Annotated in this window: 23 protein-coding genes and 1 pseudogene; 9 read left to right on the top strand and 15 right to left on the bottom strand. The window is 63.9% G+C overall.

Features of this window, described 5'->3' with window-relative positions; all coding sequences use genetic code 11:
- Nucleotides 1-11: 11 nt before the first annotated feature.
- Nucleotides 12-443, bottom strand: a complete 432-nt coding sequence (gene cueR / locus OJJ21_RS24245; protein ID WP_297690530.1) for a Cu(I)-responsive transcriptional regulator — start codon at nucleotides 441-443, stop codon at nucleotides 12-14.
- A 2-nt stretch (nucleotides 444-445) separates the two neighbouring features.
- Nucleotides 446-2,929 (bottom strand): heavy metal translocating P-type ATPase, encoded by a 2,484-nt coding sequence (locus tag OJJ21_RS24240; RefSeq protein WP_297690529.1) that lies wholly within the window; start codon nucleotides 2,927-2,929, stop codon nucleotides 446-448.
- A gap of 217 nt (nucleotides 2,930-3,146) precedes the next feature.
- On the opposite strand from OJJ21_RS24240, the gene OJJ21_RS24235 reads away from it, so the two are divergent.
- Together OJJ21_RS24235 and OJJ21_RS24230 are read left to right on the top strand one after the other, a co-directional pair.
- Nucleotides 3,147-3,743, top strand: coding sequence for a PAS domain-containing protein (locus OJJ21_RS24235; protein WP_297690528.1), 597 nt, complete (start codon nucleotides 3,147-3,149; stop codon nucleotides 3,741-3,743).
- A 5-nt stretch (nucleotides 3,744-3,748) separates the two neighbouring features.
- Entirely contained in the window at nucleotides 3,749-4,366 is a 618-nt protein-coding gene (locus OJJ21_RS24230) for a PAS domain-containing protein (RefSeq protein ID WP_297690527.1), read from the top strand.
- 10 nt (nucleotides 4,367-4,376) lie between these two features.
- Here the strand turns inward: OJJ21_RS24230 and OJJ21_RS24225 are convergent, their stop codons facing one another.
- On the bottom strand, nucleotides 4,377-4,820 hold the full coding sequence (locus tag OJJ21_RS24225; RefSeq protein WP_297690526.1) for a hypothetical protein: 444 nt from the start codon (nucleotides 4,818-4,820) through the stop codon (nucleotides 4,377-4,379).
- Nucleotides 4,817-7,462 (bottom strand): methyl-accepting chemotaxis protein, encoded by a 2,646-nt coding sequence (locus tag OJJ21_RS24220; RefSeq protein ID WP_297690525.1) that lies wholly within the window; start codon nucleotides 7,460-7,462, stop codon nucleotides 4,817-4,819. Before OJJ21_RS24220 ends, OJJ21_RS24225 begins: the two co-directional genes overlap by 4 nt.
- A gap of 297 nt (nucleotides 7,463-7,759) precedes the next feature.
- Between OJJ21_RS24220 and OJJ21_RS24215 the strand changes: the two genes are divergently transcribed.
- The 3 genes from OJJ21_RS24215 (at nucleotide 7,760) to OJJ21_RS24205 (ending at nucleotide 10,680) form a co-directional block, all read left to right on the top strand.
- Nucleotides 7,760-8,446 (top strand): response regulator transcription factor, encoded by a 687-nt coding sequence (locus OJJ21_RS24215; protein WP_297690524.1) that lies wholly within the window; start codon nucleotides 7,760-7,762, stop codon nucleotides 8,444-8,446.
- 464 nt (nucleotides 8,447-8,910) lie between these two features.
- Entirely contained in the window at nucleotides 8,911-9,981 is a 1,071-nt protein-coding gene (gene gtdA / locus OJJ21_RS24210; protein ID WP_297690523.1) for a gentisate 1,2-dioxygenase, read from the top strand.
- A 21-nt stretch (nucleotides 9,982-10,002) separates the two neighbouring features.
- Complete coding sequence (locus OJJ21_RS24205) at nucleotides 10,003-10,680, top strand: hypothetical protein (RefSeq protein ID WP_297690522.1); 678 nt, start codon at nucleotides 10,003-10,005, stop codon at nucleotides 10,678-10,680.
- A gap of 50 nt (nucleotides 10,681-10,730) precedes the next feature.
- Here the strand turns inward: OJJ21_RS24205 and OJJ21_RS24200 are convergent, their stop codons facing one another.
- Entirely contained in the window at nucleotides 10,731-10,964 is a 234-nt protein-coding gene (locus tag OJJ21_RS24200; RefSeq protein ID WP_297690521.1) for a hypothetical protein, read from the bottom strand.
- 139 nt (nucleotides 10,965-11,103) lie between these two features.
- Between OJJ21_RS24200 and OJJ21_RS24195 the strand changes: the two genes are divergently transcribed.
- Nucleotides 11,104-11,481, top strand: a complete 378-nt coding sequence (locus OJJ21_RS24195) for a nuclear transport factor 2 family protein (RefSeq protein ID WP_297690520.1) — start codon at nucleotides 11,104-11,106, stop codon at nucleotides 11,479-11,481.
- Between the two features lie 124 nt (nucleotides 11,482-11,605).
- On the opposite strand, the gene OJJ21_RS24190 is transcribed toward OJJ21_RS24195, so the two are convergent.
- Nucleotides 11,606-12,106, bottom strand: coding sequence for a GFA family protein (locus OJJ21_RS24190; RefSeq protein WP_297690519.1), 501 nt, complete (start codon nucleotides 12,104-12,106; stop codon nucleotides 11,606-11,608).
- 193 nt (nucleotides 12,107-12,299) lie between these two features.
- Here OJJ21_RS24190 and OJJ21_RS24185 point away from each other — a divergent pair, with 193 nt between their 5' ends.
- Both OJJ21_RS24185 and xth read left to right on the top strand, forming a co-directional pair.
- Nucleotides 12,300-13,526: a multidrug effflux MFS transporter gene (locus OJJ21_RS24185; protein ID WP_297690518.1), complete on the top strand. Its 1,227-nt coding sequence runs from the start codon at nucleotides 12,300-12,302 to the stop codon at nucleotides 13,524-13,526.
- Between the two features lie 45 nt (nucleotides 13,527-13,571).
- Nucleotides 13,572-14,399: an exodeoxyribonuclease III gene (xth, locus tag OJJ21_RS24180; protein WP_297690517.1), complete on the top strand. Its 828-nt coding sequence runs from the start codon at nucleotides 13,572-13,574 to the stop codon at nucleotides 14,397-14,399.
- A gap of 44 nt (nucleotides 14,400-14,443) precedes the next feature.
- Here the strand turns inward: xth and OJJ21_RS24175 are convergent, their stop codons facing one another.
- From OJJ21_RS24175 to msrB, 7 genes and pseudogenes are all read right to left on the bottom strand, one after another.
- Nucleotides 14,444-16,861, bottom strand: a complete 2,418-nt coding sequence (locus OJJ21_RS24175; protein ID WP_297690516.1) for a patatin-like phospholipase family protein — start codon at nucleotides 16,859-16,861, stop codon at nucleotides 14,444-14,446.
- A gap of 109 nt (nucleotides 16,862-16,970) precedes the next feature.
- Nucleotides 16,971-17,708 (bottom strand): proteasome-type protease, encoded by a 738-nt coding sequence (locus OJJ21_RS24170; protein ID WP_297690515.1) that lies wholly within the window; start codon nucleotides 17,706-17,708, stop codon nucleotides 16,971-16,973.
- Between the two features lie 77 nt (nucleotides 17,709-17,785).
- A complete protein-coding gene (locus OJJ21_RS24165; RefSeq protein WP_297690514.1) occupies nucleotides 17,786-17,971 on the bottom strand; it encodes a hypothetical protein in 186 nt (61 codons plus the stop codon).
- A gap of 40 nt (nucleotides 17,972-18,011) precedes the next feature.
- Entirely contained in the window at nucleotides 18,012-18,959 is a 948-nt protein-coding gene (locus OJJ21_RS24160; protein ID WP_297690513.1) for an alpha-E domain-containing protein, read from the bottom strand.
- Nucleotides 18,959-20,431 (bottom strand): circularly permuted type 2 ATP-grasp protein, encoded by a 1,473-nt coding sequence (locus OJJ21_RS24155; protein ID WP_297690533.1) that lies wholly within the window; start codon nucleotides 20,429-20,431, stop codon nucleotides 18,959-18,961. Before OJJ21_RS24155 ends, OJJ21_RS24160 begins: the two co-directional genes overlap by 1 nt.
- A 251-nt stretch (nucleotides 20,432-20,682) precedes the next feature.
- The gene (locus tag OJJ21_RS24150) at nucleotides 20,683-21,951 is read right to left on the bottom strand and encodes an ammonium transporter (protein ID WP_297690532.1); all 1,269 of its coding nucleotides are present in this window, start codon (nucleotides 21,949-21,951) and stop codon (nucleotides 20,683-20,685) included.
- 693 nt (nucleotides 21,952-22,644) lie between these two features.
- Nucleotides 22,645-22,895: pseudogene (gene msrB, locus OJJ21_RS24145) on the bottom strand (peptide-methionine (R)-S-oxide reductase MsrB); the annotation flags it as partial.
- 171 nt (nucleotides 22,896-23,066) lie between these two features.
- Here msrB and OJJ21_RS24140 point away from each other — a divergent pair.
- Nucleotides 23,067-23,204, top strand: coding sequence for a hypothetical protein (locus OJJ21_RS24140; RefSeq protein WP_297690512.1), 138 nt, complete (start codon nucleotides 23,067-23,069; stop codon nucleotides 23,202-23,204).
- Nucleotides 23,205-23,463: 259 nt separating this feature from the next.
- Here OJJ21_RS24140 and OJJ21_RS24135 read toward each other — a convergent pair whose 3' ends face one another.
- Both OJJ21_RS24135 and OJJ21_RS24130 read right to left on the bottom strand, forming a co-directional pair.
- Entirely contained in the window at nucleotides 23,464-24,225 is a 762-nt protein-coding gene (locus OJJ21_RS24135; RefSeq protein WP_297690511.1) for an outer membrane beta-barrel protein, read from the bottom strand.
- A gap of 223 nt (nucleotides 24,226-24,448) precedes the next feature.
- On the bottom strand, nucleotides 24,449-24,622 hold a 174-nt coding region (locus OJJ21_RS24130), incomplete at its 5' end, for a peptide-methionine (R)-S-oxide reductase (RefSeq protein WP_297690531.1).

The raw sequence follows: 24,622 nt of genomic DNA, 5'->3' as shown, positions 1-24,622 counted from the left end.
ATTTTTTTGCGTCAGCGACAACAGGCCGCGCTGCCGGCCTCGCCGGCGGCGTCATCCAGGCCGCTCAGATCATCGAGAATGGGACAGTCCGGCCGCGCATCGCCATGACAGGCCTCGGCCAGATGCTGCAGGCTGCGTTTCATCGCCTGCAGTTCGGCGATCTTGCGGGTCAGTTCCCCGATATGCTTGAGCGCGATATCCTTCACCGCCGCCGAGGGCCGCGCATCGTCCTGCCACAGGCCGAGCAGCAGGCGGATATCCTCCAGCGCGAAGCCGAGATCGCGGGCGCGGCGCACGAAGCGCAGCAGATGCACGTCGCGGTCGCTGTAGACGCGGTAGCCGCTTTGCGTGCGCCCGGCCGCCGGCATCAGACCGATGCTTTCGTAATAGCGGATCATCTTGGCGCTGACACCCGAACCCGTGCTGGCCTGACCGATATTCATGTTCATGCCTCCCGAGGCTTTGTTTCACCGGGCCGGGGCCGCCAGCGCCGCAGCAGCAGCGCATTGGTCAGCACCGAGACCGAACTGAGTGCCATCGCCGCACCGGCCAGCATCGGATCAAGCAGGCCGAAGGCGGCGAGCGGAATGCCGATCACGTTATAGCCAAAGGCCCAGAGCAGATTCTGCCGGATGCGGGCATCGGTGGCGCGTGCGATGGCGATGGCATCGGCCACCAGCAGCGGATCGCCGCGCATCAGCGTGATGCCCGCGGTCTGCATGGCAACATCCGTACCGTTGCCCATGGCGATGCCGAGATCGGCGCTGGCCAGCGCCGGCGCGTCGTTGATACCGTCGCCCACCATGGCAATGTCGCCGCCGGCGTGTTCTCTGAGCCGTGCAATCGCCGCCGCCTTGTCTTCCGGCAGCAGGCCGGCCTGCACCTCGTCGATGCCGAGCCGCGCCGCGATGGCGCCCGCCGCCGCCGGCGCATCGCCCGACAGCATCGCCACGCGCAGGCCCATCGCCTTCAGGCCGGCGACCGCGGCAGCGGCATGGACCTTGGGTTCGTCGCCGAAGGCAAAATAGCCGAGCACGGCCTTGGTATCGTCATCGGCCAGCCAGGAGACGGTGCGGCCCTGGAAAGTCTGCTGGGCCGCCTGCGCATCGACCGGCCCCTGCACGGTGATGCCATGCTCCTGCAGCAGCCGCGCATTGCCGAGCAGCAGATGCCGGCCCTCGACGTGGCCGCAGACGCCGCGGCCGGGCTGATCGCGGAAATCCTGCACCGGCGGCAGGGGCTGAGCGCCGGCCTGATCCCTGGCCCGGGCGCGGATCGCGGTGGCCAGCGGATGTTCCGAGCCGGCCTGCAAGGCCGCGGCGAGGACCAGCAGGGCGGCTTCATCACCATCGACGGCATGGATCGCGGTCACCACCGGCCGGCCTTCGGTCAGCGTGCCGGTCTTGTCGAAGGCGACAAGCCGCAGGTTGCGCGCCTGTTCCAGCGCACCGGCATCGCGGATCAGGATGCCGTACCGTGCCGCCACGCCGGTGCCGACCATCAGCGCCGCCGGTGTGGCGAGGCCGAGCGCACAGGGACAGGCGATCACCAGCACCGCGATGGCATGCAGCAGGGCCATCTCCACATCGCCGCCGCCGAGGCTGAGCGTGACGGCGAAGGTGACCAGTGCGATGAAGATCACCACCGGCACGAACACGCTGCTGATACGGTCGACCAGCTGCTGCACCGGCGGCTTGCTGGCCTGCGCGCTTTCCACCAGGCGCAGGATGCCGGCCAGCATGGTCTCGCCGGCCGTGGCTTCGATACGCACGGCCAGCATGCCGTCGCGGTTGAGCGTGCCGGCGCGCACGGTATCGCCCGCCTGTTTCTCGACCGGCAGCGATTCACCGGTCAGCATCGATTCATCGACACTGGCACGGCCTTCGATGACGATGCCGTCGGCGGCAAAGGCTTCGCCGGCGCGCAGCAGCAGGATGTCGTCGGGCTGCAGCAGCGCCGTATCGACGGTTTCCTCGCTGCCGTCGGGCCCCTCTGCATTTTTCCGGCGCCGGCGCGCGGTGGAGGGGCGCAGCTGCAGCAGCGCACGCAGCGCCGCCGCCGTCTGGCCGCGCGCGCGCGCCTCCAGCCACTTGCCCAGGCGCACGAAGGCGATGATCGCCACCGAGCCTTCGTAATACAGATGCGGCTCCATGCCACCTTCGGGGCCATGCCCTGCATGTGCGCTGCTGGCGAACCAGAGCCAGGTGCTGAGCGCCCAGGCCGCCGTGGTCCCGAGCGCCACCAGCAGGTCCATGTTGCCGGTGCCGGCGCGCAAGGCGCTCCAGCCGGCGCGGTAGAAGCGCCAGCCAAGTATGAACTGCACCGGCGTGGCGATGGCGAACTGCGCCAGCGGCGGCAGCATCAGATCGGGACGGCCGAGCAGCGCGAAGATCATGCCGCCGACCAGCGGAAGGCTGAGCGCCAGGGTCAGCAGGGCAAGATTGCGATCACGCGCGATGGCCTTCGCCGCCGTTTCGGCGCGCAGCGCAACCGAGCGGGCGGCATCGTCAAAAGGGCGCGCCTCGTAGCCGGCCTTGCGCACGGCGTCGATCAGGACTGCGACATCGACAGCATCGCGCGGCGCCGTCACCTCGGCGGTTTCGCCGGCCAGGTTGACGCTGGCGCGGCTGACGCCCGGCACGGCGGCAAGCGCCTTCTCGACGCGGCCGACGCAGGAGGCACAGGTCATCCCGGCAATGCCGAGGCGGATCTGCATCTGCGGCACCTGGTAGCCGGCCTTTTCGACCGCCTGAACCGCGGCAGCCGGTGCGGCCGCGCCGGCAAAGACGACATGCGCCGTTTCGGCCGCCAGATTGACGCTGGCGCTCTGCACCCCCGGCAAAGCCCTGAGAGCACGTTCGACCCGGCCGGCGCAGGAGGCGCAGCTCATGCCGGAGACCGGCAGGTCGAGGGTATGGGACATGGACATGGAAACCGCCTTCAGACAGCGTTGCGCTGCCTGCCTAGATAAGGCTTCCCATTATGGGAAGGTCAAGACCGGGCTGTCTCCCCGGCGAAAATGTCTGAAAACCGGGCAAAGACAGCGCATGTTACAAAACTGATCAATTCTGACTTTCCCCAGTTTTTATCGGGCGTAATCAATTGATTACCATACAACCGGCCAGCGGCTTGATAGGGTGCCGGCCATGGATTTCCTGGCCACCCTGCCCACCGCCCTGACCGAGCCGAGCCGGCGTTTCTTCGCCGAATGGCATCGCTGGCGCGGCCCGGGCTGGCGTGAGCTGGGCCTGGTGCCGCAGCGCAGCGTGCTGGACACCGGCAAGCTGGGAGAATTGCTGCTGCGCTGCCTGCTGCTGGAAATCCGCGGCCGCGACCGGATTCCGATTCGCTTTGCCGGATCGCTGGTCGGCGACATGATCGGCACCAACCTGGCAGGCCGCGACTATCTCGATCTGACCGAACCGGAAAACCGCGCCCGCCGCGCCGCCCTGCTGTTCACCGAAGTGGCGCAGCCCTGTGCTGCCGTCATCTATTACTGGCTGCGCACCAGCAACGGCGCGATCCTGCCAGTCGAGCTGGTCTCGGCACCGCTGTGCGCCGATGGCGAAACCGCGCCTTCGCTGGTGCTGGCCTGCGCCACGCCGCTGATCCAGGGCGCCGACACTGTTCGCGCGGCGACGCCGGACTCCTATGCCGAGGGTGAGGGCCTGCGCTTCATCGATATCGGCGCCGGACTGCCACCGGTCGGCCCTGACATTCATGTTGCCCAGCGGGTACAGTGATCGCCATGGGCTCGCAATATTCATCGCACATCCGGTACGGCCTGCTGCCACAGACTCCTGAGGCGGGCTTCGAACCGGCGCGGCCGAGCGGCGCGGAGGCCCTGCTGTCGGACGACAGCCGGCAATTGCTGACCGCGTGGAAAACCTGGCGTGGCGAGCGCCTGCTGCCGCACCGGCGCGATATGGACCTGGTCTCGATCGCCCGGCTGATGCCCAAACTGGTGCTGCTGGAAGCCTTCGGCCCGCAGCGCATGATCTTTCGCCTGGCCGGCACCGAAATCGAAACTATCACCGGGCTGCGGCTGATGGGACGCGACCATATCACCCTGGCCGCACCGGAAGATCGTGCTCTGCGCAGCCGCCTGCTGTGGGGCGCGGCGAGCCAGCCCTGCGGCGCCGTTGCCTTCCACAGCTTTCCGCATCCCGATTCCGGCCGGCCGCACCAGATCGAGAGCTTCGTGCTGCCGGTCCTGCCCAATGACAGCACCGCGCCGATCCAGCTGATCGGCGTGGCCAGCCGCCTGCCGGTCCTGGAGATCGGCAGCCACCTGACGCTGCCGCTGGAGCGCGCGGCTGCGACGCAGCATTTCATCGATATCGGCGCCGGCATTCCGGCCCTTTGACGGTGTGCGGCTAGCGCCGCATCACCCCGTCATCCACACTGACATCGAACCGGATGTCGGATAAGGCCTCGGCCAGCAGATCGATGCTGCCCGGTTGCCAGCCGCGGTAACAGCCGGTGATCAGCACATGATCCTGCCTCGGCACAAGCGCCGCGCCGAAGACGATTCTGACTGCAACCTCGACCGGCAATACCATGCCGCGACGATTGCCGAACATCGGGGATACAATTGTCGTTGCGGTGCATTGATCGCTGTGCCGCCCCAGGCTCTGCGTCAGGAACGGCGGCAGAGTCGGGTTCGGCGCGGAATCCGGATGCACGACAATCAGCTTGCTGCCGCGGAATGCCGTGATGCAGGCCGCCATGGCTTCGGGGTATAGCGCCAGCGTCGGAAACACCACGATCAGATTCGCGGCGGCGTCCGGTGCGGTCAGGCGCTGCGCGGCTGCCGTCATGCCGCCGCCTCGTTGTGGAAGAAGCCGATCAGAGTCGTCAGTTCGCGGGACTGCTGCGCCAGGGTCTGCGTCGCCGCACTGGTCTCTTCGACCAGCGCACCGTTGCGCTGGGTCATCTCGTCCATGCTGGCGACGGCCGTGTTGATCTCCTGCATGGCGCGTGCCTGTTCGCTGCTGGCCGTGGCGATCTCGGCGACGATATCGTTGACCTGTTTGACCGCCGTAAGGATTTCCTCAAGCGCCGTGCCGGTCTGACCGACCAGCTGCACGCCGCTGCGCACCTGGCTGTTGGACGCCTGGATCAGCGTCTTGATATCCTTCGAGGCATTGGCCGAGCGCTGTGCGAGCGCGCGCACTTCCTGCGCCACCACGGCGAAACCCTTGCCGGCCTCGCCGGCGCGGGCCGCTTCCACCGAGGCGTTGAGTGCCAGCAGGTTGGTCTGGAAGGCAATCTCGTCGATCAGGCCGATGATATCGCCGATCTTCTGCGCACTGCCTTCGATTTCGCCCATGGCAGCAACCGCTTCAGTCACCACCCGGCCGCCCTTGGCCGCCGCTTCGCGGGCGATGGCGGCGCGCTGACTGGCCGCAGTGGCGCTGTCGGCATTCTGTTTCACCGTTTCGGTGACTTCATGCATGGCGGCGGCCGTCTGTTCCAGGCTGGCAGCCTGGCTTTCGGTCCGCTGTGCCAGATCCTGCGCGCCGGTGGCGATTTCGTCGGAGGCGCCATTCACATTGGTGGCGGTTTCGCTGATGCGACCGGTGATTTCACGCAGCTTGTCCACCGTGGCATTGCAGTTGTTCTGCAGTTGCCGGAACTGGCCCTGGTAACTGCCGTTCATGCGGCTGCCGAGGCTGCCTTTGGCCAGCGCGCCAAGCACCGCATCGACATCATCGACCGTGGTGGACACGGTTTCGAGCAGCCCGTTGATGCCCTGGGAGACATCGCGCATGAAACCGCTCTTGCCATCGAGGCCGACGCGGCGGGCGAGATCGCCCTGCTGCGCCGCTTCGACCAGGCCGGCAACCTCTGCCTGCACCGCATACTGCTGGGTCATGTCGCGCCATTCCACCGCAGTGCCGAGCCGTTTGCCGGTAGTGTCGAAGACCGGCACGGCGGTCAGATCGAAACGGCGGATACCGACTTTGATCGAGGCGTTATAAGGCTTGTCGAGGGCCTGAAGCATGCGCTGCTGATGCGCGGGATTCTTGTGGAAGAGGTCGATACTCTTGCCGACCATGGCGGCTGGATCGAATTGCGGCAGCTCCTTGCGGATATCGTCGCCAGCCACCCTGAACATCTCCATCGCCGCGCGATTGACGAGGACGATGTTATTCTGCTCGTCTGCCAGCATGACGCAGGCGGTGATGCTGCCCAGTGTCTCGCCGGTCTGCAGGCCGCGCACGATGCGGTCGCGGATGTCCTCGGCGGCGGTCAGGGCGGCGCCGATCTCGTCACCGCGATCCTTGCCGGTGGTGTCGATATCGACCTTGCCCGAGATGAGATCGGTCAATGCGGCTGTGAGGCGCTGGATCGGCCGCGCCAGGGCTGCGCCGAACAGCAGGCCGATGCCGACCGATCCGGCCAGAGCGGCAGCGAACAAACCCCCCAGGATCAGAGCGATCTGGTTGATGGTTTGATACACCACTGCGGCCGGAACGCGGACCAGGACCGACCAGTTCAGTCCGGGATAGTCATAGGCGCCGGTGCTGTGATGATAGCCGGCAACCTGAAGGATTTTCTTGCGGGCATGCTCGGATTCCATGGCGCCGGCCTTGCCGGCTATCGCGAGCCTGGCGACTTCCAGACCGGCCTCGGCCAGATTGAGTTTGTTGAGCACCGTCCAGTCGCGCTGATATGCGCCGCCCGCCATCTTGGCCGGATCGTAATCGACGATCACGGCACCGCGCGGATCGAGCAGCGTGATTTCCGCTCCCGGCATGCCACCATTGGCGAGCCCGCCGGCCGTCTGCTGCACAATCTGCTCGACCAGGTCGAAACCGGCGAAATTGGCCCATACCGCAACGGTCTTGCCCGCCTCGTCGACCACCGGTGCGGCGAAGATCATGGCGTAATCGTCGCCGTTATAAATCTGCGTCAGTTCCGGATGCCGGGCCGGCTGTTCGACCACGCTGCCGGTGAACCCGTTCTTGCCCTGGAGGAATTTGCCGTCCAGCGTCGCGCGCAGCCAGGATGCGGTGGCATAGCTGCGCTGATACAGCGCCTCGGTGGCCAGCGCCTTGCCGGCCGCGGATTTGGAATTGACCGCCAGCACCTTGCCCTCCGGCGAGACCAGCAGCATGAGCTTGTAGATGCCGTAATTCGCCGTGTAGCGGTTCATCGCCACCACCAGCGGATTGCCGGCACCCGGCTGGGCCCAGTTGGCAGGATCGGTGGCCGCGCTGTTGTAGCCGAAAGCCTGCACATCGCCGTAGCGCTCGAACAGGTTGCGGTCGATCACGTCATTGACGGTGGCTGCCGCCGTGGCGATCCGTGTCGCCTCCTCATGCCGGATATCCTCCGCCTCGATCCACAGGGCGATTGCAACCAGCAGCAATGGCAGCAGGGCAAAGGCGATCAGGGCGATCACGATCTTGCTGCGGATCGGCAGGGCAGACAGGAAAGTCTGGCGGCGGCGCATCTTCCGGGAATCCTTCAGGGACGGAGGCAATCGATGACATGCGAACGAACGCACGTTGTCCCTGAATAGGCGCTGTGTTATCCTTATGTTACCAGTTACTTCTTGGCAACGTTATCGCCAGAAAACTGCAGTTTCGTTTCGAGTCGCTAACGCGTTATGGTGGTATTTCTTCAACGGGCTGGCGGTTTGCTAAATTTCCGCTAGTTTGCCTGAATAACTACTACCTGCGACATCGCAGGCACGGGCAGGGAGGCTGAAGCTCTGACATCGCATCCGAATGGCGACCGGCACAGCATTTTGCTGATCGAGGATTCGATGCCGGTGCGCGCTGCTCTGCGTGCAGCCCTGGAGGCTGCCTCCTACACCGTGCTCGAAGCGCCCAATGGCGAAGACGGCCTGACCATGATTTCCAAGGCCGATCTGCTCATGCTGGATCTCGGCCTGCCGGGCATCAGCGGTTTCGATGTGCTCGAAAGCCTGCGCCGCAACTCCGCCATGCCGGTGATCGTGCTGTCGGGCCAGGAAGAGGTCGATGCGAAAATCCGCGCCCTCGATCTGGGTGCCGATGATTACGTCACCAAGCCCTTCGATGCCGGCGAATTGCTGGCCCGCGTGCGCGCCGCTTTGCGCCGGGCCCAGGAAAGTGCCGCCAAGAACGGCACCACCATCGTCACCATCGGCCCCTTCGTGATCGATTCACTGACCGGCGATACCCGGCGCGACGACCGGCCGGTGCGGCTGTCGCCGATGGAGGCGCGTTTCGTGAAGATGCTGGCCCAGAAAAGCGGCCAACCGGTCGGCACCAAGCAGCTCACCATCACGCTCTGGGGCAACGACAATGCCGAGATGCGCCAGGCGCTGCGCGTGCTGGCCCGCAAGGTGCGCTGCAAGCTGGAAAAAGACCCCGACGCGCCGCGTTTCCTGCTCACCGAACCGCGACTGGGCTATCGCCTGATCAATCCGGAAGGCGCTGTCACCGCCTGAATCCGTTCCTGAATCCGTTCACGGCGTCTGCGCCGGCGCTGCGGATTTCGCGGCCCTGATTTGCACAGAGTGCATGGCGGATATCAGTGCCCGGGAATTTCTCATTCCAGTCCAGAGAGTTGTCCGCGCGCCCGGTCGCCGCGCTCCGCCTCGCCGCTGCGTTTCACTTAAATGTGCCCGGCTGGCGGCGTGAAAAGCCGACCACCCTCTTGGCAAGCCGATCCGGCCATCCCATATCTTTTGCATGGCGACGGCGCCTTGCCGTTGCCGGTCTCGAAAGATCCCCCCCTTTCAGAGGCCACAATGGCGCAGAGTTTATTGCGCAAAACGCCCGGCTCGCCCCCCGACCGGGCGTTTTCTTTTGCCCCCATGGCTGCGCTTCGCCGGCATTTCATCGCATGCAGGATTGGGTTTCCTCCGCAGTCTGATAATATGCGGCGCAGAGGATACGGCGAGACATCCATATGACCCAGCACCCCACCATCGACCCTGCCGTGCTGCAGCAGCGCAAGGCCTATTACGACAAGATCGGCGCCCGCAAACTGGCGCCGCTGTGGGAAGTGCTGCATGCGCTGGTGATCGCGCAGCCGAAAAGCGCCTGCCAGCCGGCGCTGTGGCGCTATGACGACCTGCGCGACGACATCATGGAAGCCGGCCGGCTGATCACGGCGAAGGAAGCCGAGCGCCGCGTGCTGATCCTGGAAAATCCCGGCATGCCCGGCCAGTCGCGCATCACCACCTCGCTCTATGCCGGGCTGCAGCTGATCCTGCCGGGCGAAGTGGCGCCGGCGCATCGCCATACGCAATCGGCTTTGCGCTTCATCGTCGAGGGCGGCGGCGCCTATACCGCCGTCGACGGCGAGAAGACCATCATGCAGGAAGGCGATTTCGTCATCACGCCGAGCTGGACCTGGCACGACCACGGCAACGACAGCGACCGGCCGATGGTGTGGATGGACGGACTCGACATCCCGCTGGTGCAGGCGCTCGACTGCTCCTTCATGGAACGCCTGCCGGAAGACAGCCAGCCGCTGGCCCGCCCCACCGGCGACGCGCTGGCGCGCTACGGCTCCGGCCTGCTGCCGGTCGATCACGAGGTGCGCACGCCCACCTCGCCGGTTTTCAATTATCCCTACAGCCGCACGCGCGAGGCGCTGGAGACCATGCGTCGCGCCGACGACTGGGACATGTGCCACGGCCTGAAGCTGCAATATGTCAATCCGGCCACCGGCGGCAGCGCGATGCCAACCATCGGCAGCTTCATGCAGCTGCTGCCGAAGGGTTTTGCCGGCGAGACCTATCGTTCGTCGGATGCCACGGTGTTCAGCGTGGTGGAAGGCAGTGGCTATACCATGGTGGGCGAGGGTTCCGCCGCAGAGCGCTTCGACTGGGGCAGGCGCGACACCTTCGTGATCCCGAGCTGGGTGCCGCATCGCCATCATGCGCCGGACACCGATGCGGTGGTGTTCAGCTTCTCCGACCGGCCGGTGCAGAAGATGCTCGGCCTGTGGCGCGAAAGCCGCGGCAACCGCTAGATTTTTTGTAAAGGTCCGTGCATGGCGAAAGTCACCAAGATCGTCGAGATCGCCAACGATGACGACGACGAGGCCGCAGGCTTCGGCGAAGACAGCATCGATGCGCTGACCGGCATCGACCTGGAGAACGGCGACGACCTCGATGGTCTGCGCGCGGTGGCACGGCTGGCGAAACTGGTCGGCAGCCTGCCGTGGTTCGCCGCCGTCGGCCGCAAACTGACCGCCACCGAGATCAACGATGCCGAAGCCTATGTCGCCGGCATCGGCTTCGACGAGATGCAGGTCGCCGGGGTGGAGAACTGGCTGGCGGCTTCGGCCGCGGCCCAGGCGCATGACTGGGACGACGACTGGTGGCAGGCCGAACAGCAGATGCAGAACGCGCTGCTGGAACAGGCTTTGCAGCATACCGATGAACACGATCTGGAAGTGGCGCTGACCCATGTCTCGACGCGGGCCGGCGAGGTGGCGCATGAACATGCCGCCAAGATGGCGGCGCGCCAGGGCGTGAGCGATCCGGCGCTGCTGAAAGTGGCGGCGGGTGCGGCGGCGCAGGCCGCCTATCAGGCCGCACTGGTGCTGGCGGCGCGCAGTGCTGAATCGGAGGATGACGGCGAACACCCCTTCGCCATCAAATTCCGCCTGTTCGAGGCCGGCCGCCTGCCGCTCGGCATTGTCGGCAGCACGTTCAACCTGTTTTAGGCAACCTGTTTTAGGCAATCAGTCCCGGGAACCCGGGTCGGCCGCGTGTCTTACTGCTCGCCGCGGATTTCCTTGCGGCGGCCGTAGAGGAAGACGCCGACCACGAGGCCGCCCAACACCAGACTGAAGAGGACGCCCCAGATCAGCGGCCAGGTGGCGGCCGGATCGAAATCGGCTTCCATGTTGGTCCAGAAATTGAACGACTTGATGACAGCACCAAGCAGCGCGCCCAGCAGGGCAAGCGTGATAGCGATGGCAAAGATCTTGTCGGTGCGCGTGTTCATGATGGGATCAATCTGACGCCTTTGCCGCCACAATCAAGCAGCGGGTTGCCGCTGCGTCAGCGTGACGCATTAAAAATTGTGCAATACGTCAAGTCCGCCCTATCATCGCCGCAACCGCCGGGAGGGAGAACCAGTCAGGATGCCAAGCCGAGAAACCGTCGAAGCCTTTGTCGCCATGGTGGAATCCAACCAGCATGACCTGGCCATCGAGCATTTCTACACCGAAGACGCCAGCATGCAGGAAAACCTGACCGAGCCGCCGCGCCGCGGCCGCGACACGCTGGTGGCGCATGAACGCGCCGTGCTGGCGCGGGCCAAAACCGTGCGGACCGAATGCATCCGCCCGGTGCTGATCGACGGCGACACCGTGGTGGTGCACTGGGTGTTCCATTTCGAATTCAAGGACGGCAGCAAACGCCGCATCGAGGAACTGGCGCACCAGACCTGGCAGGGCGAGAAGGTGTGGCGCGAGCGTTTCTACTACGACCCGGCGCAGATGAAGACGAATCTGGCGTAAGGCCGCTTCACGTCATCCTCGGGCTCGCCACCGCATCACGTCATGCCCGGACTTGATCCGGGCATCTCATGCCGAGCGGCGAAAGATCCTCGGGTCAAGCCCGAGGATGACGTGATAGGAGAGGTTATTTCACCCAGACCTTATGCTTCTTGTGCCAGTCGGCCAGCGAGAGTTTCGGGTACAGATCGTAGGTCTCGTCCTTGCGGCCGACCTGCGGCTTCACCCAGGCCGGCTTGTAGCGCAGCATCAGATGGACCTTCGCCGGCGGCTTCGGCAGGTCGGTATCGATCGCGGATGCGAAGGGATGGATCAGATCGGGCCAGGTCGGATCGTAGAGCCATAAGGCGGTGGCGCAGGTTTTACAGAAGTTGCGCTCGCCCGTGCTGATCTCGCAGTTTTTGCCGTCGTCGTCGCAGATTTCCGCGCGCCAGACGCCGATGCCGCGTTTGCCTTTCCTGATCCGGAGACTGGCGGAAAGACCGCCAAGATTGATGGCGAAACCGCCGCCGCCCGCCGTCTTGCGGCAGATCGTGCAATAGCAGAGCTGGTAGGGCACCGGCGTGTGGCTGTCGAGACTGAAAACGACAGACCCGCAGCGGCAGGAGCCTTCGAGATGCATCGGCATGGCGGACCTCGCATGTGACCGGCGTATTTTCCGTTTCCGGCAACTATAACGGAATTGCACCATGGCAATTCCGTCATGGCCAGACGGCGGCTGTCGTTTTATACCTCTGTCCGCTTTGTCGGCGGTGCCCTATATGGCCCGCGCATTCAAAAAAACAGTCCCGTCGCCCCAGAACAAGCAAGGCAGCCTTCCCATGCATCCGTCCGAGTCTTCGCGCGGCCCTGCGCGTTTCCTGCGCAACGCCCTCATCCTTGGCCTGCTGACCGCCATCGGCCCATTCGCCATCGATATGTATCTGCCTTCGCTGCCATTCATTGGCAGCAGCCTGAATGCGGATTCCGACAAGGTGCTGATGAGCCTGACGGCGTTTTTCATCACCTTCGCCTTCGGCCAGCTGGTCTTCGGCCCGATCTCCGACATCACCGGACGGCGCGCGCCGCTGTATTTCGGCATCGTACTGTTCATCGGCGCCAGCATCGGCTGCGCACTGGCGGAAAACGTCGAGACCCTGATCGCCTTCCGCTTTCTGCAGGGTCTTGGCGGAGCGGCCGGCATCGTGATCCCGCGCGCCATCGTGCGCGACCTGCATAGCGGCGTGGAGGAGGCCAGGCTGCTCGGCCTGCTGATGCTGGTGTTCAGCGTCTCGCCGCTGCTGGCGCCGCTGTTCGGCAGCGTGATCATCGAGGCGCTGGGCTGGCGCACGGTCTTCTGGTTCGTCGCCGGCATCGCCGTGCTGGCGGGCGGGCTCGGCCTTCTGCTGGTGCCGGAAACCCGCTCGCCGGCGCAGCGCGCCGAAACCAGCCTCGGCGGCCTGCTGGCGACCGGCCGCCAGCTGTTCACCGACCGCACCTTCATGGGCCTGACGCTCGCCACCAGCTTCGCCATCTCGGCCTTCTTCGTCTTCCTGGCCAATGCGCCCTTCGTGATGATGGGGCAATACGGCCTGTCGCCGGTCGGCTTCAGCATCACGTTTTCGCTGAATGCCGCCGCCTTCTTCTTTGCCGCGCAATTCTGCGGGCGGCTCGGCGCGCGCTATGGTCTGAAGCGGCTGATCATGCCTTCGATCATCGGCTTCACCGCCGCCATGGTGCTGGTCTTCGCGCTGAATGCCGCCGGGCTGCAGAGCCTGGTGCTGACCATGGCGCTGCTGCTGGCCGGCTATGGCTGCCTCGGCATCCTGCTGCCGACCGCCTCGGTGCTGGCGCTGGAATCCTACGGCGAGGCGGCCGGCATGGCCTCGTCGCTGATGGCCACGCTGCAGCTCGCCGTCGGCGCCATCGTGATCGGCGTCAGCGGCAAGATCATAAACGGCGCCGGCGTGGCGATGACCGGCGGCATCGCGCTCTGCGCGGTGGCGACCCTGGCGGTGGCACTGCTGACCCTGCGTGGCAGCAGCGGCCAGCCGGCGGCGGCGGAATAGGCTGCGGCAGCTGGCACCCGTGCCCGTCCTGCGCTAGAAATTGCCATGGCCAAGAAACCCGCACTGTCCCGCCCGCTCACGCTGGCAACCTGGAACATCAACTCGGTCCGCGCCCGCCTCGACCTGATGGCCGGCTTCCTGACCGAGCATAATCCCGACATCCTCTGCCTGCAGGAAACCAAGGTGAAGGATGCGGATTTTCCGCATGAGCTGTTCGAGCAGCGCGGCTATACCCATCGCCTGATCCACGGCCAGCCCGGCTATAACGGCGTGGCGATCTTTGCCAAGACGGCGATCACGCTGAAGGAAAAGCTCAACCTCGCCGGCCGCGACGACCGCCGGCATATCGCCGCCGAACTGGCCGACGGCACTATCCTGCATAATTATTATGTTCCTGCGGGTGGTGATATTCCCGATGCCGAGAAGAACGACAAATTCGCCCACAAGCTGGCGGTGCTGGCCGGCATGACCAAATGGTCGGCGGCACTGAAGAAGAAGGGCGGAAGGGAAATCCTCGTCGGCGACCTCAACATCGCGCCGCTGGAGCATGACGTCTGGTCGCACAAGCAGCTGCTCAAGATCGTCAGCCATACGCCGGTCGAGACCGAGGGCATGCTGAAGATGCAGGCGGCGCGCGACTGGGTCGATGCGGTGCGCCAGTTCGTGCCGCCGACGGAGAAGCTGTATTCCTGGTGGAGCTACCGCTCGCCCGACTGGGCCACCGCCGACAAGGGCCGCCGGCTCGACCATGTCTGGGTCAGCCCGCAGCTGCAGGGCAGCCTGAAGGGCGTGAAGGTGGTGAAAGACATGCGCGGCCGCGACAAGGCATCGGATCACGTGCCGATTATCGTGACTTTGAAATTGGCATCCTGACGCTGAAGCTGGGGTGAGTCCGGACCGGCGGCGTCGACCCTGCTTCAGAAATGCACGCTGGCCGCGGTGGCGATCTCGAATCCCAACCGGCGATATGCTTCGAACTGGCGTTCGCTGAAGAACTGGTTGGCCGTGGTTTCGTGCGGGAAATCCGGATTGTTGATGCCGTAGGAGACGACATCTGCCGGCGCCGATTGGATCAGCGACGGTTTGAGATAGACCAGTACAGCTTCCATGCCATCGGCGTAGAGAATCCTCCCGGTAACGAAGCCGTCCTGGATCACCTTGGCCCGCATCGCGTCCACTGCCGTGGGATAGCCTTTCCCGCGATAGGGACGCGGCTGGTCGGGCTTGGCTTCCAGCTTGTCCCAGAGCTGCTCGCTGTCCGGTATGAGCAGGCCGTCGAAATCGATCGTGATACCGAAATCAATCTGTGCCAGCGCCAGCGCGCGACCCAGATCATCGAGCGAATAGTCGGAATCGCATGACGCGTCCGACAGAACGATGAGGCGAACCTTGCGGCGGAACAGTTCATAGAGGCCGGTATTATCGAAATGCCCGCCATCACTCAGCTCGATATAGCGCTGCGTTTCGTCATAGTAGTTGCTGAACAGCGAAACCAGCCCCGGCCGCGCGAAGCTTGGCTCGGGCGTCTTGTCGGAATGTTCAGAGGTCCGCGGGTTCGGCTGCCAGTATCCGAGCCGGATATTCAAAAGCGTCATTAGGAAACTCACCGTCCAGCGTCGTGTGAGGGCATCGCCACCGCCGGAGGTATTGGGGTTGGCCGCTGCGCCGGAAATCGCCATGGCCGTCGGCAGGCTCAGCGGCGAGCTGAAAATGCCGCCTACGCCGAAACGGGTCGTTTCGATCCAGCCTGTCGACTGGCTGCCACAATATCGCGGCGAGAGAATGAAACTGTCGCCCATGCGCTGATAGTTTTTCGGACTCTGCGAGCGGACCAGAATCACATTGCTGTTGATTAGGTGATACGGACCGGGATAGGCGGTGCGGGGAGAGGTCGCGTTGCACATCTCATACAACGGTGTTGAATCGGGGCCAGAATAGTCGTCTGGCTGCGACCCGGGCAGAAACGCCTCCATCAGCCGATCGCGATAATATCGATGCGGGGAGATGTAGTTGGGATTCAGGTTGAGGCTGATGATCAGGCAGAGCGCCCCGACCAGGACATAGAGCGCTATTGCAGCCAGCGGTATCCGGTCGATGCCAAACTTGTCGAGCGCAATATGCAGACTATGGAAAGCGATGGCATATACCAGCCACATAAACCCGAGGAACAGCAGGGCGCTGGCCAGCCGCATCAGCAAAGTACGTGTCCGATCGTTCAGCATTTTGATGACGGCACCGGCACGCGAAAGGCCGCCCACGGCGCCGGCAAGCGCCGGGCCCAGAAGCGATGCCGCTGATGTGCCGAATTTTGCCAGCAGGATACTGTGCAGCACCGGCAAAGCAAAAAGCATCATGACCATCAGGCAGCCGAAAGTAACCTTGCTAAACACCATGAGCGTACGATAGCGACGCTTGTGGGTGTTCTCGAAACTCGGCCACACATGCATCAGCAAATAGAACAGCACCAGGCCGAGCAGAATGCTCAATGCGATTGCAATGATGATCAGCGCAACCGCTACAAAACAGGTATGGCTTTCAGGGATCAGGATTCTGTTGCCAATCCAAATGATGACACTGCCGACGAGCTGGAATGCCTTGTCGATGATCGAATACCCGATCGCCTGCGGCAATTGCGCCATGGCGAGCGTCTGCGTGCTGGCCTGCTTCAATGCTTCCGATAACGGTGACGACGGCAGGGATTGCCGGGTCGTTTCGACAGCGGCTTTGGTCAACGCCCCAAGCGTTCCGGCATCATGGCCAACCGCGTCGCAAACGTAACAACTGAAGCTGTAGAATGCGCCGACCAGACCGGTGGCTATCAGGACCAGCATCGTCAGATAGATGATCAGGGATGTCATCGATAGGCGCATCATGTTGGTCAATGCGACCAGCAACGTCACCTCGGTCGTCGGTGCAAGATAATTGGCACGGCCACGGATGCGTTCGAGCAGGTTGTATCGCGGCAGTCCCGGCCCGGTCGGAAAATGCGGGAAGTCATTGGGCTGCGCACCAGGCCAGGTCTTCAGCGCCCAGGTCAGGGCCGAAGCGGTGTAGCCGCCGCCAGAAACGCTCGACAGGTAGTGAAAGCCGTTCAGCTTGTTCTGCCGTGCGAGAGCTTCCATGACACCGCAGGCGAAGGAGGCCGAACGGATCCCGCCGCCGGACAGGGCAAGTCCGCGCAGATGCGACAGGTCGCGCCCCTGGCCCTGCAGCAACGCGCGCTCGTCCTCAATTACATCGCTATCGCTGGTCTTGTAGTGACTGCGCTGGCGGCGAAATTTCTCCGCAAAAAAGCGCTTTGCCTTTTCGAATAGTCCTAGCGCCTGCATTGCCATCCCCCGCTGCAGCACAACCCGGGGTGCAATGATTACTTATGGGTGTATAGATGGCAATATACAATTTTATGTATACTATTGTGTGCAGGCGGCGGGCAAAGCCCCATGCCTAAACCCCCCAATCGGGATCGGGGATGGTGAGGAAAACCTTGCGCAGGCCCTCGCCCCAGAGGCCACGGATGCTGGCGAAATAGGGGTCCTGGTCGGTGATGCGTTTCTTCAGGGCGAATTTCAGCGTGCCTTTCGGCAGGATCGCCAGGTCGAGCGGCAGGCCGACCGAGATATTCGAGCGCAGCGTGGAATCCATCGAGACCAGCGCGCATTTCGCCGCCTGCACCAGCGGCGTGGCCGGGGTGATCACGCGATCCAGGATCGGCTTGCCGTATTTGATCTCGCCGATCTGCAGGAACGGCGTATCTTCCGTCGCGCGGATGAAATTGCCGGCATAGTAAAGCATGTAAAGCTCGTGCGGCTTGCTGCCGATCTGGCCGCCGAGCAGCATGGAGAGATTGGGCTCGACGCCCTGTTCCTTGAGACCCTCGCCGTCGCGCCGCGCCACCTCGCGGATCGCGGCCCCCACCATACCGGCCGCCTCGAACATGCTGGTCGCCTGCATCAGGTCGCAGCTTTTGCCATCCTCGTCGGCAAAGCCCTCCTTCAGCAGCGTCACGACCGACTGGCTCAACGAAAGGTTACCCGCCGTGGTCAGCACGATGGCGCGGTCGCCCGGCTTTTCCCAAGTATGCATCTTGCCGAAGGTGGAGATCGAATCCACGCCGGCATTGGTGCGGCTGTCGGACAGCATGACGATGCCGTCATTCAGCAGAAGGCCGACGCAGTAGGTCATGATCCATCCCCAGACGAAAACCGTCTGCATCAAAGCAAGCGGCTTGCCTCCGGGTCAAGGCGTTCGGGCCGGAATGTCTACCAGATGCCGAGCCAGATGCCCCAGCCGTGGATCACGCCGATCGGGAAGAAGATCGCGCCGGCGATCAGGAAGCCCCATTCGTTCTGGGTGAAGCAGGTATAGAGATGCTGCACCCAGCCGGCGAAGCTGAGGCCGAAGACGATGACGGCGGCGATGGCGAAACGCCTGAGGAAGTCGAGCATGATGGCAGTCTCCTGCCAGCAATAACGTTTCAGCAGCGGTTCAGTTCGGCTGCATGAAATCGCGGGCAATCGCCGCGCCGAGTTCGATATTGGTGTCGATCAGGTTGGTCAGGTATTCGTGCAGGCCGCGGGTGAAAATCGAATCGATGTCATCGTAGCGCAGCTTGAGCAGCATGCTTTCGGCCAGCCGCACGGAGGGATAGTCGCGGCGGTAGCTTTCGCGCAGATACTGCAGGATCGATACGATCTCGGCGAAACAGGCGTGCAGGCTGCGCGGGAAATCCTCGCGCAGGATCAGCAGCTCGGCGACTTTGAGTGGCCGGATCGAATCGCGGTAGATCTGGCGGTAGATGCGGAAGGCCGAGACCGAGCGCAGCAGCGCGCCCCACTGGTAGTAATCGACCGCGCCGCCGATATCGCCGGGCGAGGGCAGCAGCACATGATACTTCACGTCCAGGATACGCGCGGTGGAATCGGCGCGTTCCAGCAGGGTGCCGAGCCGCATGAAGCGATAGGCATCGTCGCGCTGCATGGTGCCTTCGGCGACGCCGCGGAACAGCTGGCTGCGTTCGCGCACCCAGTCGAAGAAACTGGAAAAGCCATCGGCTTCCACCTTGGCCATCGAGAAGGTGCGCATCTCCAGCCAGGCGGCATTGATGCTTTCCCAGGCTTCCGAGGTGATCTGCGCCCGCATGGCGCGCGCATTCTCGCGGCCGGCCTTGAGGCAGGCATGGATCGAGGACGGGTTGTCGGGTGCAAAGGCGAGGAAGTCGATCACCGCGCGCCGGGTCGGCGGGCCGCCATGCAGGGCGAACGACTTGTCGCAGCCGGCGATGATGAGGGCTGCCTCCCATTCGTCGTTGCGCGTGCCGCCATGGGTGGACTGCATGCTCATGCGATGCGCCACGCCCAGGATGCGCGACATCGCTTCGGCGCGTTCGACATAGCGGTTGAGCCAGTAAAGGTTATCGGCGGCGCGGGAGAGCATCAGTCATCCTCGCCGGCTTTGATGTCTTCGGCTTCGTCTTCCTCCAGCACCCAGGTATCCTTGGTGCCGCCGCCCTGGCTGGAATTCACCACCAGCGAGCCTTCTCTCAAGGCAACGCGGGTTAAACCGCCGGGCACCACGCGCATGGTCTCGCCGCTCAGCACGAAGGGCCGCAGGTCGACATGGCGCGGCGCGATGCCGCTTTCGACGAAAGTGGGGCAGGTGCTGAGCGCCAGTGTCGGCTGCGCGATATAGGCTTCCGGCTTGGCGATGATCTTGGCGCGGAAGGTCTCGATCTCGGCCTTGGACGACTTAGGCCCGACCAGCATGCCGTAGCCGCCGGAACCGTGCACTTCCTTGACCACCAGTTCGTCGAGATGCTCCAGCGTGTATTTCAGATCGTCGGGCCGGCGCAGCACATAGGTCGGCACATTGGCGAGCAGCGGCTCCTCGCCGAGATAGAAGCGCACCATGTCGGGCACATAGGGATAGATCGACTTGTCGTCGGCCACGCCGGTGCCGACCGCATTCGCCAGCGTGATGTTGCCGGCCCTGTAGGCATTGAAGATGCCGGGAATGCCGATCATCGAATCCTTGCGGAAGACTTTCGGATCGAGGAAGTCATCATCGAGGCGGCGGTACAGCACATCGACGCGCTTCAGCCCGCCGACGGTGCGCATGTAGACGATGTCGTCCTTGACCGTGAGATCGCCGCCTTCGACCAGCTCGATGCCCATCTGCTCGGCGAGGAAGACATGCTCGAAATAGGCCGAGTTGTAGACACCGGGCGTGAGCAGCGCGACGGTGGGTTCGGACTCGCAATGCGGCGGCGCGGAGTCGCGCAAGGTCTGCAGCAGCGCATCGGGATAATGGCCGACCGGCGCCACGCGCACCTGGGCGAACAGATCGGGGAAGAGGCGCATCATCGCCTCGCGGTTCTCCAGCATGTAGGAGACGCCGGACGGCGTGCGGCAGTTGTCTTCCAGCACGTAGAATTCGTTTTCCGCCGTGCGCACCAGGTCGATGCCGGCGATATGGGTATAGGTCTGCCGCGCGATGGTGACATCGCGCATATGATTCACGTAAGCCGCATTCCTGAGGATCAGGTCCTCGGGGATGGTGCCGGCGCGCAGGATCTCGCGCTTGTGGTAGATGTCGTCCAGAAACGCATTCAGCGCCTTGACGCGCTGCTTCAGGCCGCGGCGCAGGCGCTTCCATTCCTTCGCCGAAATGATGCGCGGCACGATGTCGAAGGGGATCAGGCGTTCGGTGTCGCCGCCCTCGCCATAGACGGCAAAGGTGATGCCGAGGCGGCGGAACAGCAGATCGGCTTCCTGGCGGCGGCGGGCCAGCATGTCGCCGGGTGCTGAATCGAGCCAGCGCTTGTAGTCGCGATAGGGGGCGCGGACATTCGTGCCCTGGGACTGCGACTGACCGTTCTGGGTCTGTGTCGCGGCGGGGCCGAGGTCCATCTCGTCGAATGCGGTCAAGGGCGTGTCTCCGCGACGAGAACGAGCGGGAAGAAGATCCGTTCGATTTAATCGGAAAAATGGCGGAGAGAAAAGCGACTTACGCGAAACGGCCGAAGAAAGCTAGGCGGACTGAATACTGGGACTGAACTCGAAACTCCGGGCCGTCCGCATCCCCACCATCTGGCGAAAGAGACGAAGCAACCCGGGCCGGCGGGTGGGAATGCCGGCCCGGGTGCCTTCGCGTACCCCTGTTACTGCACCGTCTCGCCGTGCAGGTTCAGGTCGAGACCATCGCGCTCGGTGGCCTCGTCGACGCGCAGACCGATCGTCCAGTCGATGATCTTCAGGATGATCAGGGTCACAACCGCAGTGAACACGATGGTGATGACCACGCCGTAGACCTGCGTCAGCACCTGGCCGGCATTGCCGTCCAGCAGGCCGAGCGGCTCCTCCTTGCCGGCAATCGCCGCCTTGGCGAACACGCCGGTCAGGACCGCGCCGATGATGCCGCCGACGCCATGGACGCCGAAGGCGTCGAGGCTGTCGTCGTAACCCAGGGCATTCTTGACCGTGGTGGCGGCGACGAAGCAGATGATGCCTGCCACGATGCCGATGATCAGGGCACCCATCGGATCGACGAAGCCCGAAGCCGGGGTGATCGCGACCAGACCGGCCACCGCACCCGAGACGATACCGAGCACGCTCGGCTTGCCGCGGGCCAGCCATTCCGAGAACATCCAGGCCAGAGCGGCAGCCGCCGTGGCGATCTGGGTGACGGCCATGGCCATGCCGGCATTGGCGCTGGCGCCAACCGCCGAACCGGCGTTGAAGCCGAACCAGCCGACCCACAGCAGACCGGCGCCGATGATCGACAGCGTCAGGTTATGCGGCGCATGGCTGACCTTGCCGTAGCCCTGGCGCTTGCCCAGCACCAGCGCGGCGACCAGACCGGCCACACCGGCATTGATATGCACCACGGTGCCGCCGGCGAAGTCGAGCACGCCCATGGTGCCCATCAGACCGCCGCCCCAGACCATGTGGCAGACCGGCGCATAGACGAAGATCAGCCACAGGCCGATGAACCACAGCATCGCCGAGAACTTCATGCGATCGGCGAAGGCGCCGGTGATCAGGGCCGGCGTGATGATGGCGAAGGTCAGCTGGAAGGTCATGAAGACCGATTCCGGAATGGTCTTGGCCAGATCGTTCACGCTGTCGATGGCCAGTCCCGACAGGAACAGGTTGCCGAAACCGCCGATGATGGCGTTGCCTTCCGAGAAGGCCAGGCTGTAGCCGACGATCATCCACAGGATGGTCACCAGGCAGGTGATGGCGAAGCTCTGCATCATGATGCTGAGCACATTCTGCTTGCGCACCATGCCGCCGTAGAAAAGGGCGAGGCCCGGGATGGTCATCATCAGGACCAGCGCGGTCGAGGTGAGCATCCAGGCGGTGTCGCCGGTGTCGAGTTTCGGCGCTTCGGCCGCCGCAGCCTGGGCGAAGCCGAGCGAGGGAATCATCGCGAAAAGAGCGGCGAGCACCAGGCCGAACATCACATAGCTGAGCCAGCCGAGTTCCCGCTGCCCGGTCAAACCGGAGCGGGCCACATTGGCCGTCGAGACGGTGGAGAGTTGCATGACGGTTAAATCCTCCTGTCAGAGAAGGTCACGCCAGTTTCCGGACCGGGTCCGGGATCGCTCCCGGCTGCCGGCAGACCACCCCCGGTTCCCCCCATTGAGAATCCCGGAAAAGGCCCACCCCTGGCGCATACCTCTGGCCAAAATAGTTACAAGAACCGTGCCAGCCGGTTGCACTGCGGCAAATGTGGCGGAAATGGGGAATCCGTCGGCCGGCTTGGCCATTCTAGGCTCCGCCGGCAAAATGCGTGGTTATTTTTTAAGCGAACGCCCCGGTTTTGGTGCTTTTTTAAGCGCCGCATACTGCCTGTTTTGGCGGCGCCGGTCATTCGGGCCGTTCGGTCCGCTTTCGGTTCGTTTTGCGTCGTTCGGCTTCGTTGCAGCTCGTTCGGCTTCGTTTCGGTTCGTTCGGGTTCGTTTCGCTTCGTTTGGGTTCGTTTGGATTCGCGGTGTTTCGCCGGACCTGGACCGGCGCGGCCACGTCCGTGCGTAGGCCGCCCGGCCGTCGAAGCCTGCCCGGGCAGATGAGAACATATGGGGATCATAAAGCCCGGCGTCAAGCCGAGCCGCCGCGCCTCAGCTTTCCGGCTTGAAGTCGAGCGCCACAGCCGTTGATGCAGTAGCGCAGGCCGGTCGGCGCAGGCCCGTCCTCGAAGACATGGCCGAAATGGCCCTGGCATGTCGCGCAAATGCACCTCGATGCGGCGCATGCCGAGGCTGGTGTCGACGGTGGCGGCGACATTCTCGGCCACCGGGGCATAAAAGCTGGGCCAGCCGCTGCCGCTGTCGTATTTGGTCTCGGAGACAAACACCTCGGTGCCGCAGCCTCGGTCGCCTCAGCGTAAACCCGGGACGATCATTGCCGGCGGGGTGCTACCCGTGACGAGTATCGTGAACGAGATCGTCTCGCCGCTTGTACAGCTCGTTGACGGCAGCGACGCGAACACGGTCGTGGTTCCCGGATAAAAGAGGTAGATGTAGCAGTTGGCTACAGAGAAGTGGTCGAACATCTGGAACCAGAACAGCAGGTTGTTGTTCTGGTCGAAAACATTGGCGGAATAAAGCCGATGGCCAAAATGCAGTTAAGGCTGCCGCCACTGCTCTTGCTGGCGAACGTCCATAGGGATGAAGCCTGAATCTGCTGATCAGCCAGCTGTTGCGGGTCCCAGCACTGGGTCGCGACCCGTTGCACGGTGATGGTCCCCCCGCTCCAGTTCCGCATCCAGCCCTGGAACTTCACGCTTTCGATCCCGGCCCGGGCCGGCGCCAGCGGGAGTGCACACAAGACCACGGCAAAGGCGAGATAGACGATCTTGCGTATTATGGTTGTCGCCTGCCCTGGGCTAGCGCCGCGTCTCCGCCATCGGGAACCGGGTCGGTGAGCGGTCTGGTGCCTTAGAGTCCCTTGAAGCGATAAACCACGCCGATCATGACGCCGTGGACATCGAGATCAGCGGTGTGGTTCATACTGTCGGGACCGGAGGTCGTGGTCACCCCAGCCGACGACTTGATCTTGTCAAAGCGGGTGTAGAGATAGTCGCCCCTGAGCGACCAGTCTTGGTTCAGCGCATATTCGCCGCCGAGGCCGAGGCTCCAGCCGGTCACCGTCTTCGCATCCGAGCTGTGGGAATTGGCGCTGAAGGCATTGTCGGTGAAGGTGGTGTCGAGCTTCAGTCGCGTCACGGCAAGGCCGCCGGTGACATAGGCGAGCCAGCTATCTTCCGCCCAGCCCAGCCGGGGTCGCACGGTCGCCATCCAGTCGGCCGAAACCGATTGCTTGAGGGTGAACTGCGCGGTGGTGAGGGACTGATAGGTCTGGGTCACCGAGTGGTCTTCATCCAGGAACAGGGTATTGGCGCTGACCTCGATCCCGACAAGCACTTTGCCGAACTGCTTGCCATAACCGCCCACCAGGCCGCCCGACGGACGCCATTGGGACAGATCGCTATCGCCAGCGCGGCCTATCTGTGCCTCATCGGTCGCATTGAAGTAGGAGCCCGATCCGGCGGTCGTCTTCACCTGGGACTGGTTGTCCGTGCCGCCCAGAAGGCCACCAACATACAAACCAGACCAGTCTTTGGCGGGTGCCGGCTGCGCCAGGGCGCCGCCGCCCAGTCCAACAAGTGCAACGATAAAACCGACAACAGTTCCCCGCATCCCAGCCCCCGACCATGAACGATGCCCTTGGCAATTCTGGCATCGAATCAGAAGCTTGTCACGCCCAGGAGCAGCGTCCGGGGGACTTTGGGGCACTGAAGGCATAAAAAACGAGACGCCCAGGTAAGCCCCCGCCCTGGGCCGCACCGCCGCTGCCCCGGCATCGCCCGGACAGCCCTTCGCTCCGGAAAAGCAGCGGCCGGGCCGATACCACTTCAGTCGGTCAGCTCTTGTCGTCGACGGGTTTGAAATCGAGCGCCACGCCGTTGATGCAGTAGCGCAGCCCGGTCGGCGCCGGCCCGTCCTCGAAGACATGGCCGAGGTGGCCCTGGCATTTCGCGCAATGCACCTCGATGCGGCGCATGCCGAGGCTGGTGTCGACGGTGGCGGCGACATT

The organism is Ferrovibrio sp., from assembly GCF_025869515.1.
Taxonomy (GTDB): domain Bacteria; phylum Pseudomonadota; class Alphaproteobacteria; order Ferrovibrionales; family Ferrovibrionaceae; genus Ferrovibrio.
Note: the sequence above shows the minus strand (reverse complement) of the source record. Positions and strands in the feature narration are given on the sequence as shown.

Excerpts from the sequence above, each read along its gene's own strand:
- OJJ21_RS24220 (WP_297690525.1), bottom strand. The coding sequence starts at position 7,462 with ATGCGCCGCCGCCAGACTTTCCTGTCTGCCCTGCCGATCCGCAGCAAG.
- OJJ21_RS24170 (WP_297690515.1), bottom strand. The coding sequence starts at position 17,708 with ATGACCTACTGCGTCGGCCTTCTGCTGAATGACGGCATCGTCATGCTG.
- OJJ21_RS24190 (WP_297690519.1), bottom strand. The coding sequence starts at position 12,106 with ATGCCGATGCATCTCGAAGGCTCCTGCCGCTGCGGGTCTGTCGTTTTC.
- OJJ21_RS24160 (WP_297690513.1), bottom strand. The coding sequence starts at position 18,959 with ATGCTCTCCCGCGCCGCCGATAACCTTTACTGGCTCAACCGCTATGTC.
- gtdA (WP_297690523.1), top strand. The coding sequence starts at position 8,911 with ATGACCCAGCACCCCACCATCGACCCTGCCGTGCTGCAGCAGCGCAAG.
- OJJ21_RS24185 (WP_297690518.1), top strand. The coding sequence starts at position 12,300 with ATGCATCCGTCCGAGTCTTCGCGCGGCCCTGCGCGTTTCCTGCGCAAC.
- xth (WP_297690517.1), top strand. The coding sequence starts at position 13,572 with ATGGCCAAGAAACCCGCACTGTCCCGCCCGCTCACGCTGGCAACCTGG.
- OJJ21_RS24240 (WP_297690529.1), bottom strand. The coding sequence starts at position 2,929 with ATGTCCATGTCCCATACCCTCGACCTGCCGGTCTCCGGCATGAGCTGC.
- OJJ21_RS24235 (WP_297690528.1), top strand. The coding sequence starts at position 3,147 with ATGGATTTCCTGGCCACCCTGCCCACCGCCCTGACCGAGCCGAGCCGG.
- OJJ21_RS24195 (WP_297690520.1), top strand. The coding sequence starts at position 11,104 with ATGCCAAGCCGAGAAACCGTCGAAGCCTTTGTCGCCATGGTGGAATCC.
- cueR (WP_297690530.1), bottom strand. The coding sequence starts at position 443 with ATGAATATCGGTCAGGCCAGCACGGGTTCGGGTGTCAGCGCCAAGATG.
- OJJ21_RS24205 (WP_297690522.1), top strand. The coding sequence starts at position 10,003 with ATGGCGAAAGTCACCAAGATCGTCGAGATCGCCAACGATGACGACGAC.
- OJJ21_RS24200 (WP_297690521.1), bottom strand. The coding sequence starts at position 10,964 with ATGAACACGCGCACCGACAAGATCTTTGCCATCGCTATCACGCTTGCC.
- OJJ21_RS24155 (WP_297690533.1), bottom strand. The coding sequence starts at position 20,431 with ATGGACCTCGGCCCCGCCGCGACACAGACCCAGAACGGTCAGTCGCAG.
- OJJ21_RS24175 (WP_297690516.1), bottom strand. The coding sequence starts at position 16,861 with ATGGCAATGCAGGCGCTAGGACTATTCGAAAAGGCAAAGCGCTTTTTT.
- OJJ21_RS24165 (WP_297690514.1), bottom strand. The coding sequence starts at position 17,971 with ATGCTCGACTTCCTCAGGCGTTTCGCCATCGCCGCCGTCATCGTCTTC.
- OJJ21_RS24225 (WP_297690526.1), bottom strand. The coding sequence starts at position 4,820 with ATGACGGCAGCCGCGCAGCGCCTGACCGCACCGGACGCCGCCGCGAAT.
- OJJ21_RS24135 (WP_297690511.1), bottom strand. The coding sequence starts at position 24,225 with ATGCGGGGAACTGTTGTCGGTTTTATCGTTGCACTTGTTGGACTGGGC.
- OJJ21_RS24150 (WP_297690532.1), bottom strand. The coding sequence starts at position 21,951 with ATGATTCCCTCGCTCGGCTTCGCCCAGGCTGCGGCGGCCGAAGCGCCG.
- OJJ21_RS24230 (WP_297690527.1), top strand. The coding sequence starts at position 3,749 with ATGGGCTCGCAATATTCATCGCACATCCGGTACGGCCTGCTGCCACAG.